This is a genomic window from Nocardia sp. NPDC006044 (assembly GCF_042871115.1).
Classification (GTDB): Bacteria; Actinomycetota; Actinomycetes; order Mycobacteriales; family Mycobacteriaceae; genus Nocardia.
In genome coordinates this window covers 1,509,522-1,523,892 of sequence record NZ_JBIAID010000002.1, presented here as the reverse complement: position 1 = coordinate 1,523,892, position 14,371 = coordinate 1,509,522, and the positions used below count along the sequence as shown (strand labels likewise).

Here is a 14,371-nt window from a genome sequence, read left to right as displayed (position 1 = left end):
GCTTCGTCGCTACGCCGCCCCTTCTTCCCTGTGCCCCGCCGCCCCTCTCGCGCGTCGCCTCGTCAGGCTTGCCAACCCGTCGACCCAATCGCCAAGTCACTGGGCTGCCGAATCGCCGGGGCACCCAGCTGGCAAGTCCCCAGCCATTGAATCGCCAAGCCGCCAAGACACCGGCCGCCAAAGTCACCAGCCCCGCGCCGCCTGGTCGCCAAGTCAACGGGTCACCCAGTCACCGAGGCCCACGGGTCGCCGCACTGGGGAGTCGCGGTCCGCGAGGTCGGAGGTCGTTGAGTGGCAGGGAAGCCGTGTGTAGCTGGGTCGTGGGACAACTGGATCGCAGGGGTGCCGACGCCGGGTCATGGAGTCACGGAATTCGATCATCGGGCCTTTGGTTGTTTGTCCTCTCGGTCACCGCGCCGCGGATCCTCGGCTGCCGGGTGATCGGGTCCGCGAGTAGTCGAGTCGTGGGGTCGCCTGCGCCAGAGTCGCCGGCCAGCCGTCCCCGAGTAGCCGGGCAGCGAGTCGTGCTGTAGCCGGGGGCAGCCGATCTCGCGGAGCGCCCCTCGCTCGTCCTCGTGTGCCGTCGCCCGGCTGCGGTCGCGTCGTCAACTTGCATCGCCGGGTTACCGGACTGCCCGACTGCCGAGCCACTGGTGAGCGAGTCACAGGAACGAGCCCGTGAGAACGAGGCGGACAGGTCGCGGGTTGGTGGGTCGCCAAATCGCCAAATCGCCAAATCGCCGGACCGCCGAGTCGCCGGACCGCCGGACCGCCGAGCCGCCGAGCCACTAGACCGCCGAGCCGCCGAGCCACCGGACCGCCGAGCCACCGGACCGCCGAGCCACCGGACCGCCGAGCCACCGGACCGCCGAGCCACCGGACCGCCGAGCCACCGAGCCGCCGGACCGCCGAGCCACCGGACCGCCGAGCCACCGAGCCGCCGGACCGCCGGACCGCCGGACCGCCGAGCCGCCGAGCCACCGGGTCGCCGAGCCACCGGGTCGCCGAGCCACCGGGTCGCCGAGCCACCGGGTCGCCGGGTCGACAGGTCGCCGGGTCGACAGGTCGCCGGGTCGACAGGTCGACAGGGTTGGTGGGTCGCCGAGCCGCCGAGCCGCCGGGTCGCGGGGTCGCCGGGTGGCGGGGCGGCGGGGCGGCGGGGTTGCCGGGTCGCGGGGTCGACAGGTGGACAGGTCGACAGGTCGCCGGGTCGCTGGGTCGCAGGGTTGGTGAGTCGCAGGGTTGGTGAGTCGCAGGGTTGGTGTGTCGCCAGCTCGTTCGGGTCGCCGGCCTGCGGTTCGGAAGGGCGGTCATATTGCCAGACTGTCGGGTCGCGGGGGCGCGGAGTCAGCGCAAGGACGGACGCGAGTGGCCTTGTAGGCCGGGAGGCGGCTGGGGCAGTCGGGTTTCGCGTGCGCGTGGCTCGCATGGCGTCCGTGGCCCGGTTGTGTCTTCTCGGTCCCCTCGTCGACTCTTCATCGACTGATCGCCGCTGGAGTGAGGCAGGGAGCGCGCTTTCGTACGCAGGTTGAGTACGAGTAGATCCCTTGCGCAGGGCGGCTAAAACTCGTAGCGCTCTTAGCGACTCGTTGGGGATGGTCGCCCGGTTTCACATGAAACATCGTGACTCGCCGACGCACCGCAGGACGCCAGCCTGCTCCGCAACCCCTTGGTGGACCCCGTGTTTCATGTGAAACAACTGGGATCGGTGGCTGAATGAGGACAACTTCGCGTGTCCTCTGCACATTGCCGCGATTCAGCTTTCTTATCGCGCTCGGTGCTGGCAAGCTAGTGAGCGTCGGGCGTGAGCGTAGGTGCCACGGAGGAATTGTGTCGCGACGAGAGCTCCGCTCGGTCGATCGGGCGCCGCGAAACCCGGTTGCGCATCATGTTCGTACCGACACCAGCTGTTTGATGACACGGCGCCGACGCTCGTCGGAAGCACGTGATCTGAAGTTCTCGGGTTAGGAGCTGTCTATGTCGAACGGTCCGGCGAATGTTTCACGGGAAACTACGTCGCGCGTGCCGGGAATGCTGGACTCCAGCAATTTCGACACGGAGACATTCGGAAGCACACCGTTTGGGAACATCTCCCCCAGCGAGACTCCGATCGCGGCCGAAGCACAACGCGCCAGCCAGATCCTCCATCCAGGAAAGGTGACAGTGCAGAAACCGCACGAGCAGCGCATCATCACCATCGCCAATCAGAAGGGCGGCGTCGGGAAGACGACCACCGCGGTGAATCTCGCTGCCGCCCTGGCGCATCAGGGGATGACGGTCCTCGTGATCGATCTGGACCCGCAGGGCAATGCGAGCACCGCCCTAGGGATCGAACACCACTCGGGTGTTCCGTCCAGTTACGAGCTGCTCATCGGTGAGGTGTCGGTCCGGGACGCGATCCAGCAGAGTCCGCACAACGAGCGCCTGCTGTGCATCCCGGCGACGATCGATCTTGCCGGTGCGGAGATCGAACTGGTGTCGATGGTGGCCCGGGAGGGCCGCCTGAAGGCCGCCATTCAGGAGGCCAACATCGCGGGCTACGACATCGACTACGTGATGATCGACTGCCCGCCGTCGCTCGGCCTGCTGACCGTCAACGCGATGGTCGCGGCCAAGGAGGTGCTGATCCCGATCCAGTGCGAGTACTACGCGCTGGAGGGTGTCGGGCAGCTGCTCCGCAATATCGGTCTGGTGCAGGCACATCTGAATCCGGATCTGCACGTCTCGACGGTGATCCTCACCATGTACGACGGCCGGACCAAGCTGGCCGACCAGGTCGCCGAGGAGGTCCGCGGGCACTTCGGCGACGCGGTGCTGCGCTCGGTGATCCCGCGCAGTGTGAAGGTGTCCGAGGCGCCGGGCTACGGAATGACGGTGCTCGATTATGATCCAGGCTCCCGAGGCGCGATGAGCTACCTCGATGCCGGACGTGAAATGGCGGCCAAGGCAACGGCGCTGGCACATGCCGCGGCCGACGCCGCGGAGTGATCTGGCTGGATGACGATCGGGTCGGCAAGACCCGGTGTGGTGGCGGAACGAGGAAGGGGTCTTAGACCGATGAGTCAGGCGAAGAAGGGTGGGCTAGGGCGCGGTCTCGCCGCGTTGATCCCGACGGGACCGGCGGCGGCGCCGGGGCTCAGCAGTCAAGCGGCCAGCGTCATCGGTCTGGATCCGATCGGGCCGCAGCCCGCGTCGGCCTATCTGCATCGGGTCCCGGACCCGGCCGAGGACGACCTCTCCCCCGGCGGCGCGGTCTACCGGGAGATCCCGCCGGAGCAGATCGAGCCGAACCCGAAGCAGCCGCGTCAGGTGTTCGAGGCCGAGGCGCTGGACGAGCTGGTGCACTCGATCAAGGAATTCGGTCTGATGCAGCCGATCGTGGTGCGTCGGGTCGAGCCGGGGGTGGACAAGTTCCAGCTCGTCATGGGCGAACGCCGGTGGCGCGCTTCGCAGGTCGCGGGACTGGCCGCGATCCCCGCGATCGTCCGGGAGACCGCCGACGAGTCGATGCTGCGCGACGCGCTGCTGGAGAACATCCACCGGGTGCAACTCAACCCGCTGGAAGAGGCGGCCGCGTATCAGCAGCTGCTCGAAGAGTTCGGCGTCACCCACGAGGTGCTCGCCGATCGCATCGGCCGGTCCCGTTCCGCCGTGACCAACATGATCCGGCTGCTGAAGCTGCCGATCTCGGTGCAACGCCGGGTGGCCGCGGGCGTACTGTCGGCCGGCCACGCGCGGGCACTGCTCGGACTGACCGCCGGCGCGGACGCGCAGGAGGAACTAGCCAAGCGCGTTGTCGCAGAGGGCCTATCGGTGCGTAGCACCGAGGAGGCGGTGATCCTGGCCAATCAGGAGACCGCCCCGCCGCCGGATCCGGCGGCGCCGCCCGCCCCGCAGCGCAAGCCGATTCACATGCCCGGTTTGCAGGATGTGGCGGATCGGTTGTCCGGGTCGTTCGACACCCGGGTGATCGTGAGCATGGGCAAGCGAAAAGGTCGGATCGTCGTCGAGTTCGGCTCGGTCGACGACCTCGAGCGGATCGTCAGCCTCATGGAGCAGAGCAAGCGCGATTTGTGACGGAAGTGACAGAAAAAGACTTGTGAATGCGACAGGTAAGCCCTCGGAGCCGAAACGTCACTGTGACGGACGCGCGATTTCCGCGAATTAGCGGAGCGCATCGGTTCCGGACGAACCAGCACAAGTTCTCAACCAACAGCACAGCGACGTGGAATGAGGCGGGTTCTGTTGATCGCTTATTCTTGCTGGCAAGAACATAGTGATGCGGTGTGACTGAAACGCGAACCATGGGCCAGGGTGCCGCACGCGGTCCGGCGTCGAGCACAGGCGAGGCGCGGACATGAGTGTGGACGAATCGGACAGCTGGAGGCTGAGCAGAGCAGTGTCGACCAGCGTCACAGCACTTACCCTCGGCGGGCTCGACAAGCTCCCCGCGCACTCCCGGCGCTGCGTGTTCTGGGAGATTGATCCGGCCGTGGCCGAGGACTCGCGCGGCTTCAGCGACCCGGTCTTCGAAAAGGAAGCCTGGCTGTCCACCGTGCTGCTCGAGTGGGGTTCCTGCGGGCAGGTGGCGAACGTCGACGGCAATGTCGCGGGCTGCGCCCTGTATTCGCCGCCGAGCGCGGTGCCGCGGGCGTCGCTGTTCCCCACCTCACCGGTGAGCCCGGACGCGGTCCTGCTGACCACGCTGCAGGCCGAATTCCCGTACCAGGACAACGAGGTTGCCCACCAGCTCATGCAGGCCGTGGTGGCCGATCTGGTGCGTCGCGGCGTGCGTGCGCTGGAGTCGTTCGGCATCCGGTCCGATCCGCCGTCGCAGGCGCTGTCCGAGCGGTTCGGCTCGATGACGCTGATGGAGCGGATCATCTCGCCGATCAAGAGTCCCGGCTCGAACTCCCCCGGCTCGGTGACCGAGTGTTCGCCGGAGACCTGCATGATCGAGGCGGACTTCCTGGAGGAGGTCGGGTTCAAGGTGATCGCGCCGCACCACCGTTTCCCGCGGCTGCGCTTGGAGCTCGATTCCGATCACGGGTGGAAGGAAGACGTGGAGCGCGCGCTCGATCAGCTGCTCGCCGCCGCGGCGATGACTCCCCCGGTGCGCGTCGGAAGCTAGCCCGCCTCCCCGCGTATTCAGGCCGGACTCAGGTGCCGCCAACAATGGCGTTGGCGGCAAGCGGTTCATGGCCGACTTCGGGCGTACCCGTGTGCTCACGAAATCAAAGGCCGCGGTCAGTCGACCTGACTCAGCTCTGACTACATGCGGTCGGCCGCGGCCAGTTCCTCCGCCAGCAGTTCCGCGAAAGTGTATGTGCCCGTTGGCTGGTCATCCTGCCCGAGCAGGTACAGCCGTTTCACCGAGATCAGGATCGCCTCGGCGATCACGTCCCGAATGCGCGGATTGGTGAGCACGGCGGCGTCGTAATCGTTTGTCAGATAACCGATATCGATCTGCACCGTCGGCATCTTGGTGAGCCGCAACAGATCCCAGGTTCTGGCGTGGGTACGGCAATCCTGTAGCGAGGTGCGCGCGACGACCTCACGCTGGATGAACCCGGCCAATACCTGACCGATCATCGACGCGGAGCCGTGCGAGTTGCCGAAGTAGAAGCCGGCGACGCCGTTGGCCAGGGGACTCGGATTGGTCGCGCAGCGCAGCGAGATCATCAGATCGGCGTCGAAGGCGTTCGAGGTGTCGGCGCGCTCGGCATCGGTCGGGTTGGCACCCCACGGGCGGGACAGGAACGTCTCCATACCGGTCGCGGCCATCCGGCCTTCGAGCCGACTTGCCAAGTCCCACAGGATTTCCGACTCGTATACGTCGCCGTATTCGGTCGGTACGGGGTGGCCCTTGTCGGGTCCGCCGAGGCCGGGGTCGATGACGATGCGCTTGCCGGTCAGCTGCGGTCCGGCCCGATGCACCACCTCTTCCTCGGCGATCCGGTGCGGATTGCCGCCGGTGACGCGGGCGCCGAGCAGGTCGAGCGAACGCAACGTGTCCGGCCCGCAGATGCCGTCGGCGGCCAGGCCGATCTCGCGCTGGAAGGAGGTGAGTCCCTCGTGCGTGTGCGGACCGAAGTAGCCGTCCACCCGGTGCACGTAGAAGCCGAGGTCTTGCAGCTTGCGTTGCAGCGTCGCGACGTCGTCGCCGTACAGCGGTGCGGAGAGCTGATAGATCAGCGTGCGGGCGCCGAGGCGGTAGGAGGCCTCTTTCAGCGCCCGGTAGGTGGCCGGGCCGACCACGCCGTCGACGAGCAGTCCGCGATGCTGCTGGAAGGCGCGGACGGCCGAGTCGAGGCGGTGGTCGAAGGAGGCCTCGGTGTCTTTCCAATACTCGCGGGCGTCGGCGTGATCGGCGTCGACGTGTGCGTGTAAGAACCCGAGACTTGCCAGGGTGCTCCGAACCTCTGCTACGGCTGGACCGCTATCGCCGTGACGAAGTCGGTGCATGCGTGAGAGCCCTTTCCTTCCGTCAATCCGGGTACCCACTCATGCGATGGGATACACCCTGCGCACGACCGGCGTCGGTCGATTGTCTCAGACCCGGACGGGAATTCGGCATTCCCGGGTCCAGGCATCCTACGGCGCGTCGATGGATCTCGACGGCCTTTGGCGCCTACGGCATTTGCGCGACAGGTGTCAGATCTCGCCGTCGAGTTCGCGCAGGAGGGCGGCTTTGCCCTTCGCGCCGACGATCTGCTTCACCGGCTTACCGCCGCGGAACAGCATCATAGTGGGCAGCGAGAGGATTTTGTAATCGCGGGCGGTGCCGGGATTGGCGTCGACGTCCACTTTCGCGACGGTCAGCTTGTCCGCGTGGGTGCCGGCGATCTCCTCCAGCACCGGGGCGACCATCTTGCACGGGCCGCACCAGGTGGCCCAGAAGTCGACCAGGACGGGCTTCTCGCTAAGCAGCACGGCGTCGGCGAAGGTCGCGTCGGTGACGGTGATCGTGTTCTTGGTGGCACTGTCGGACATGGGTTCTCCTTGCTGAATTACCGATCGCTCCGGCCCCGCCGCTCGCGGTGCGGGCGACGGGACGGAGACGACGTCAGTTGGCGGGCACGGCGATCGGTTGGCCCGCGTGATCCAGGGTGTTCGAGCTGATGTCGCCCTGCTCGGAAAGCCAGCGCTCGGCGTCGATGGCCGCGCGGCATCCGGTGCCGGCGGCGGTGATCGCCTGGCGGTAGGTGTGGTCGACCAGGTCGCCCGCGGCGAACACGCCGGGCACCTTGGTCGCGGTGGACGGGTGCACCACCTGCACGTAGCCCTCGTCGTCCAGTTCGACCTGGTCCCGGACCAGCTCGCTGCGCGGATCGTGGCCGATCGCGACGAACAGGCCGGTCGCGGCCAGCTCCGAGGTCTCCCCGGTGCGGGTGTCGCGCAGCACCAGGCTGGTCACGCTGCCGTCGCCCTTGACCTCGGCGACCTCGGCGTTGAGCCGGAACTTGATCTTCTCGTTGGCCTTGGCCCGCTCCAGCATGATCCGCGAGGCGCGGAACTCCTCGCGGCGGTGCACGATGGTGACGCTGGACGCGAACTTGGTCAGGAAGGTGGCCTCCTCCATCGCGGAGTCGCCGCCGCCGACCACGACGATGTCCTGGTTCTTGAAGAAGAAGCCGTCGCAGGTGGCACAGGCGCTCACGCCGCGCCCGAGCAGTTCCTGCTCCCCGGGCACGTTCAGGTAGCGGGCGGCCGAACCCATGGCCAGGATCACCGCGTAGGCCTGGTAGGTCTCGTCGCCGACGGTGACGGTCTTGATCGGGCCGCTGAGGTCGAGGGCGTCCACGTCTTCGGTGCGGATGTCGGCGCCGAAGCGCTTGGCCTGCTCGCGCATCTCTTCCATCAGGTCCGGGCCCATGATGCCGTCGCGGAAGCCGGGGAAGTTCTCCACCTCGGTGGTGGTCATCAGGGCGCCGCCGAACTGGGTGCCTTCGAACACCAGCGGCTGGAGCTCGGCCCTGGCCGCGTACACGGCGGCCGTGTAGCCGGCAGGTCCGGAGCCGACGATGATCAGGTCGCGAACTGGCGCACTCATGAGGCCCTTCCGGGGGAGAAAACGATTGGACGTTTCGGTCAACAACAGGGTAATGGCTATTGTTCCTGGGCAGGCCCGGTCCTACGTGAGGTTCGGCTCAGTGCCGCGGGGGTGGCGTTCGGTCGCCGCGCGGGCGTTGTAGCGTGCGTCACTCAACCGATGTCTTGCACGGTGATGAACTGCGGATCGTCTGTGGTGCAGCCGGTTCCGACGACCAACGCGGTGATCTTCGGCGTCCGTGGCCCGGTGAGCAGGATCAGCACCGCGTCCTTGCCCTGTAGGCGGACGTTGTTGGAGCCGAGGATGGTGCGTTCGAGTCCGTTGGCGCGCATGCAGCGTTCCCGCGCGGCCGGATTGCCGAGCAGGCCGGTGGCGTCGTTGCGGCCGAGCGCGCTGAGCATCATGGGTGCGCTGAGATCTTCGCCGAGCTGAGTGATATCCGAGGTCGGTTGGGCGGTCGGGGTGGCGTCGTTGCCGCGCACCACGGTCAGCGCGATGGAGGCGCAGGCGACGACCGCTACGGCGGCGGCCGCGGCGGTGATCCAGCGCAGCCGGCTGCGCCGGTGGTCGTCGAGCGAGATCGGTGCGGCGGGCCGGGTGGCGCGCACCGTGTCGACGTCGGCTTCCGGGTCCGCGGCGACCGGAGTGCGGAGGACGCGCACGGTCTCGTCGTCGGGTTCGGAGGCGGCAGGACTACGGACGACACGGACGGTCTCGTCGTCGGTGGCGGGCTCTGCCGCGACCGGAGTTCCGATGACCCGCACGGTCTCGTCATCGGTAGCGGGATTTCCCGCGACCGGGTTCCCGACGACCCGCACAGTTTCATCGTCAGTGGCGGGCTCTGCCACGACAGCAGTTCCGACGACCCGGACAGTCTCGTCATCGGTAGCAGGTTCGGCTGCGACGGGAGTCCGGACGGTCTCCTCGTCGGTAACGGGTTGTGCCGCAATCGGAGTCACGCCACGCACGGTGTCGTCGTCGGATTCGGGCACCGCCGTCACCGGAAGCCGGTAGATGGTCGCGCCGGTCTCGGTGGGCGCCTCGTCGAGGTCGAATCCGTCGATGAAGTCGGCGAGCCGGGCCGCGACGTCGTCGGGCATCGTGTGGATGATCCGGTCGCTGCGGCCGAGCGCGCGCAATTCGGTGCTGACGTCGTCCAGCGCGTGGATGAAGCGCAGCGACTCTCCGTCCTGCCGGACCACGGGCCACAGCTGCTCGCGCAGTTCGGGCGCCACATTGTCGGCGTGCAGGTCGGCGAGCAGTTCCGCCGAGAACGGAGGCTGCGGCATGGACCTGATTGCCATCGCACCTCCAGTGTTCTCGTCTGACATCGCGGGGATCCCCTCGGGCCGGGGAGCTACATGGACATCGTCTACGGGCTCGTCACTATTAATGACGCATCTCAACTACCTCCGGTTCCCCGGATCGCGCAGAAATTCCAATCGTTCTTGTAGACGCTGCCTCCCGCGGGCACAGCGGCTCTTGATCGTTCCCTCCGGAACACCGAGCATAGCGGCGGCTTCGGCCACGCTATACCCCTCGAGATCGATGGCAACGAGGGCGGTGCGCTGATCCGGCGGCAGCGAGAACAGCGCCTGATCCACGACCAGCGACATCTCGAATTCGGCGACCGCGTCCCGGTCGTCGCGGGGTTCCGGCATGGTCTCCGGCGTGAGTGAGACAGCCTTGCGGATCTTGTTGCGCCGGATCCGGTCCAGGCAGGCGTTCACCACGATGGCGTGCAGCCAGCTGCGCACCTCGGCCTCGGCCCGGAACGAGTGGGCCGTGCGGTGTGCGGACAGCAGCGCGTCCTGCAGGGAGTCCGCGGCGTCCTCGCGGGTGTAGGAGGTGCGCAGCGCGGTCTGCCACAGATGATCGTTGTGCCGGCGCAGCAACTCGGCGAAGGCGTGCCGCTGGCCGCGCACGTGCGCCTGTAACAGCTCGACATCGGTGTAGTCAGCGCCCACGAACGAGCGTTCGCGGTACGCGGCTGACCGCGATGTCCCCCCGCGGAAATCCTCGTTCAAGTCCGACGACAATGCCAACCCCTTGGACAGCGCTCACGGTGGTGACGGACACGGGCGACCATCACCGAAATTTCGCAGCATCCAGGATCGAAAAAACCAGAACCCGGGAAGCTCCCCTGTGCTGAGAGCGCGTGGAGATCATATCGTTACTCGCGATTGCACAGCAAGCTCCTCCGCCTCCCCGCGGATTCAGGCCAGATTTTGGGCGCGCAGCGGCAGAATTGGCGGCTTGCGGCAGGTCAGAGGGGTCGGGTCAGCCCGTACCCGGCGAGTTACCCCGGTACTCGCGAAATCGCGTCAAGGCGCGGCGTCGAACCGAATATCTGCGATCGAAGTTTGGAACTGACCACCCGAGTTGCCCAGTCCGGTGATCCAGACGAGCACGTAGCGGGCGGCTTGATCGGTGCGGACCTGAATGTCGGTGATCCCGTCGTTGAGCTTCGCCGAGCCGATCAGCTGGGTCTGGTCCAGGGTCGGTGACGTGGTCGGCGAGGTGCGGATCTCCACCGCGGTGCCCGGGCTCGGCGAGTTGATCGAGATGTTCGTCAACTTCGCCGGGCTGGGTAGCGTGGCCAGCAGCCCGACGCCCTTCTTGAGCGCGGGGAACTGCTGGTAGTACTGATCCGTGCGCCAGAGCGTGCCCGGATTCTGATCGAGCACCGCGTTCACGTTGCCGACCCCGTCCGGGGTGCCCTCCGGGGAGAACACCGTCACGCCGGTCACCGGGATCGGCACGCCACCCGACGGGGCGACCGGGCCGGCGGCGGCCGGGGTGGCGGGCGCGCTGTTGTTCGTGGTGAGGCCGATATTGCGTTGTTCGTTGAGCGGCGCGTCCGAGGCGCCGGGCGCGAACACGCTGACCATCCACCAGATCACGATGCCGACCACCAGCGCGGCCAGGATGCCCAGGCCGACCATGATCCACATCATCCGCTGGGATCTCTCCCGTTCCGCGGCAAGCAGTTCCGGGTCGGCGAGCGACTCGTCGGGCGCCGCGGGCGGCCGCTGCCCGAGCCGCAGCACCGGGATGAAATCGGTCTTCTGATCCACCACCGACGCCTGCTCGAGCACGTGCTGCACGGTCGCGGCGGTACGCACGCCCTTGTTCGACTCCAGCGAGCGCACCGCGACCGCCGAGATCTCGAAGGGCACCTCGGGTCTTATGGTGCGCGGTTCCACCGGGGTGCCGTCCGGGCCGAAATCGGCGAGCCGCAACCCTCCGACGGTCGCGGCGGTGCCGGTGACGCCGCCGGAGCGGATCGGCCAGCGGGCGGTGATCAACGCGTAGAGCATGGCGCCGAGGCCGCGGACGTCGGACTGCGCGTCCGAATCGCCCAGGGTGCCGGGGAAGGCCAGCACCGCGTCGCCGGTCGCGCTGATCCGCACCCGGTCCGGGTGATCGATGGACAGCGAACCGCCGCCGCGGTGGGCCAGCTCGGCGGCCGAGGCCAGGGCCCGGATGGCGCGCGCGGCACCGATCGGCGAGGGCACGGTCTCGGCCATCTCGCGCAGCGAGCGACCGGGGGTCCACTCGGCCACGACGATGCCGCCGGAGCTGCCGCGGACCACGTCGAGCACCCGGGCCAGGCCGGGTGAGTTGATCCGTCCGAGACGCAGTGTGCGGGACAGAATGGCCTGCGGACCGTCGTGCCCGGAGTTCTCTCCGGCCGTCTGATCCGCGTCGACGAAGGTCAGCGCGACCTCGCGGTCGAGTTTGATGTCGAGCGCCTGCCAAAACTTGAGGCCGCGCGCACCGCCGTGCCCGGCGAGCAGCCGGTACCGGCCACCGGCCACGGACGCGCCGGGAATCAGCTTCGGGCCGCGCGGCGTGCGCCGCGAACCCAGGTTCTCGCCACCGAGCGGCGGCATCTCCGGCGATCCGATCGGGATCATCCCGGTGTCGTACATCGGATCGCGTGCCGGTACCGGACTCTGGCGCTCGTGCGGACCCGGCTGGGCCTGCTCGTGATCCGGCGCTTCCGCGTCGTGATCCGGCGGACCGGTGCCGGTCTCGCGGTTCGCGTACGCGGGATCCGACGGCTCTCCCCCGGGGGGCGGGGCGTCCGTGGACAACCCGCCTGCCGCGGTCGCAGAAGAATCAGCGGCTGGGACGCCGCCCACCGCGTCGTCGCTCACCCTCGGTCCTCCTTCGCCCTGGTAATTCGAGGTTCCGGCAATCTCGCCACTTGTGCTTCTCTGCCGAACAGGGTACGGGAACTCGCCCATGCCGGTGATGTCAACGGCATCGGCTCGGATCACGGGCAAGACCATGGTCTGAGCGTCCATGTGCGGGTCGTACCCAGCGTATGCCAGATACGGATCCGGCCTGCGCAGTACTTGGGTCGCGTACTGATCGTCGACCGGACCGTCGAGATCGAGATCGGGGGCGGGCGGGGTCCAGCCGAGCCGCCGGGAGATGGCCACGGTGATCGCGACGACCTCCGGGACTCCGGCCAGGCGCATCAGGCCGAAGGCGACCGCGAACATGACGATGGCCGTGATCGCCACCCGGATGAGCGAGCCGGGACCGCCGAACGTCGCGGTCAGGCGCTCGAGCCCGAGCACCCGGTCCACGATCCACATGACCGCCCCGCCGGCCACCGACGCGAACAGCACCCGGGTGATGGTCCTGCTGACGTTGGACATGCGCAGATCGCCGAGACTGCGATGCAGCAGGAACCCGCCGACCACCGCGCCGACCGCGAAGCCGAGTCCGTTGGCCACACCCAGCGCGATCACCACGTGCTCGGCATCGGTGATCATCGGCGCGATGGCCGAGAAGACGATCTTGGCGGCGGTGATCCCGAGAATGATCCAGGTCGGGATCCACGCCTGTTCCCTGGCGTAGAAGACGCGCAGGTGAATCAGCACCAGCGCGTAGGGAATCAGCGAGAAGGCCGACCAGCTGACCGCGAGACCGAGTCGCGCGGCGTCGTCGCTGCCGAAGTTGCCGTAGCCGTAGAGTGCCTGCCCGACCTGCGGCCCGGCCAGGGTCAGGAAGGTGACCACCGGCAGCAGGGCGATCATGGTCAACCGGGTCGCGGCGGACAGGTCGTCGACCACCGCGGGGGTGTCATCGGCGGCGGCGTTGCGGCTCAGCCGCGGCATGATCGCGGTCAGCACCGTGACGCCCAGGACGCCGTACGGCAGCTGCAACAACAGCCAGGCGTTGTTGTAGATCGCCGGACCCGCGGCATCGGCATGCGAGGAAATCCGCGTCGCGAAGACGAACCCGGCCTGACTGATCAGGACGTACAGGATGATGGCCGCACCCATCCCGCCGAACTGCTTGAGCCGCGCGTCGACGCCCCAGAGCGGGCGCAGGTCGATGTGCTCGCGGCGAATCGCGGGCACCAGGCTCACCGCCTGCACCACCACGCCGAGCGTCACGCCGACGCCGAGGACCAGCAGCTTCGGCTCGCCCATCCGCACCGGGTTCAGGCTGATCTCGCCGGGCATCAGCACGTAGAGCCCGAGCACGGTCAGCACGACGACGTTGTTCAGCACCGGCGCCCAGGCGCCCGGCTTGAACTGCTGCCGGGTGTTCAGGATGGCGGTCAGCAGCGCGGACATGCCGTAGAAGAGGATCGCCGGCAACAGCAGGAAGGCCAGGGCCGTGGTCAGGCCGGTATTGACCTTGCCGTCATCGGACAGGAAGACATAGGTCGTCAGCAGCGGCGCCGCGGCGGTGGCCAGCAGCGCGGCGGTGGCCAGCACCACGAACGCCGCGGTGACCAGTCTGCGGACGAAGGCCTCCCCATGATCGGGGTCCTCCTGCTCCGCGCGGACCAGCGTCGGCACCACGATCGCGGTGAGTACCGCGCCGAGCACCAGTTCGGCGATCATGTTCGGGATCTGGCTGGCCACGGTGAACGCGCTGGCGATGGCCGGGCCGAGCACGGTCAGCAGCAGCAGCTGCTTGCCGAAACCGGTCACCCGGCTGATCAGCGTCGCGAACGCGATCGAGCCGGAGTCGCTGAGCAGCCGGGAACTCGAATTCGGCTTCTGCTCGGCCGGTTTCGCGGCGGGCCACTCCTGAGTGCGCGGCCGGCTGGCTGCCTCGGCGACCGCGACGGGTGCGCGACGGTGCGGCGGCGGAGCCGGTTCCGGCCGGGCCTGCGGTGGGGCGTAGCGCGGCGGCGGCATCCGGTTGGACGGCGGCGTCGCGGGAATCGCGCCGGACTGGCCGGGACGCGGTGCGCTGGCCGGGATCGGCCCGGACTGTCCCGGCGCGGGTCGCGCGGGTGCCGGACGCGGACCACCCGGCGGCTGCTGGCCGGGTTGCCCTGGG

General features: G+C 68.2%; 9 protein-coding genes. 3 read left to right on the top strand and 6 right to left on the bottom strand.

The window, feature by feature from the left end:
* Positions 1-2,031 precede the first annotated feature (2,031 nt).
* From ACFYO1_RS24545 to ACFYO1_RS24535, 3 genes are all read left to right on the top strand, one after another.
* Complete coding sequence (locus tag ACFYO1_RS24545) at positions 2,032-2,988, top strand: ParA family protein (RefSeq protein ID WP_387235372.1); 957 nt, start codon at positions 2,032-2,034, stop codon at positions 2,986-2,988.
* A gap of 69 nt (positions 2,989-3,057) precedes the next feature.
* On the top strand, positions 3,058-4,077 hold the full coding sequence (locus ACFYO1_RS24540; protein WP_387235137.1) for a ParB/RepB/Spo0J family partition protein: 1,020 nt from the start codon (positions 3,058-3,060) through the stop codon (positions 4,075-4,077).
* Between the two features lie 322 nt (positions 4,078-4,399).
* On the top strand, positions 4,400-5,131 hold the full coding sequence (locus ACFYO1_RS24535) for a GNAT family N-acetyltransferase (protein ID WP_387235368.1): 732 nt from the start codon (positions 4,400-4,402) through the stop codon (positions 5,129-5,131).
* Between the two features lie 140 nt (positions 5,132-5,271).
* On the opposite strand, the gene ACFYO1_RS24530 is transcribed toward ACFYO1_RS24535, so the two are convergent.
* The 6 genes from ACFYO1_RS24530 to ACFYO1_RS24505 form a co-directional block, all read right to left on the bottom strand.
* Positions 5,272-6,465: an N-acetylmuramoyl-L-alanine amidase gene (locus tag ACFYO1_RS24530; RefSeq protein ID WP_387235134.1), complete on the bottom strand. Its 1,194-nt coding sequence runs from the start codon at positions 6,463-6,465 to the stop codon at positions 5,272-5,274.
* A 189-nt stretch (positions 6,466-6,654) separates the two neighbouring features.
* On the bottom strand, positions 6,655-6,993 hold the full coding sequence (trxA, locus tag ACFYO1_RS24525) for a thioredoxin (protein WP_150400455.1): 339 nt from the start codon (positions 6,991-6,993) through the stop codon (positions 6,655-6,657).
* 73 nt (positions 6,994-7,066) lie between these two features.
* The gene (gene trxB / locus ACFYO1_RS24520) at positions 7,067-8,053 is read right to left on the bottom strand and encodes a thioredoxin-disulfide reductase (protein ID WP_387235131.1); all 987 of its coding nucleotides are present in this window, start codon (positions 8,051-8,053) and stop codon (positions 7,067-7,069) included.
* Positions 8,054-8,205: 152 nt separating this feature from the next.
* The gene (locus ACFYO1_RS24515) at positions 8,206-9,357 is read right to left on the bottom strand and encodes a hypothetical protein (protein WP_387235128.1); all 1,152 of its coding nucleotides are present in this window, start codon (positions 9,355-9,357) and stop codon (positions 8,206-8,208) included.
* Positions 9,358-9,459: 102 nt separating this feature from the next.
* Complete coding sequence (gene sigM, locus ACFYO1_RS24510) at positions 9,460-10,020, bottom strand: RNA polymerase sigma factor SigM (RefSeq protein WP_387235126.1); 561 nt, start codon at positions 10,018-10,020, stop codon at positions 9,460-9,462.
* 357 nt (positions 10,021-10,377) lie between these two features.
* Positions 10,378-14,226, bottom strand: coding sequence for a lipid II flippase MurJ (locus tag ACFYO1_RS24505; protein ID WP_387235124.1), 3,849 nt, complete (start codon positions 14,224-14,226; stop codon positions 10,378-10,380).
* Between the last annotated feature and the right edge of the window lie 145 nt (positions 14,227-14,371).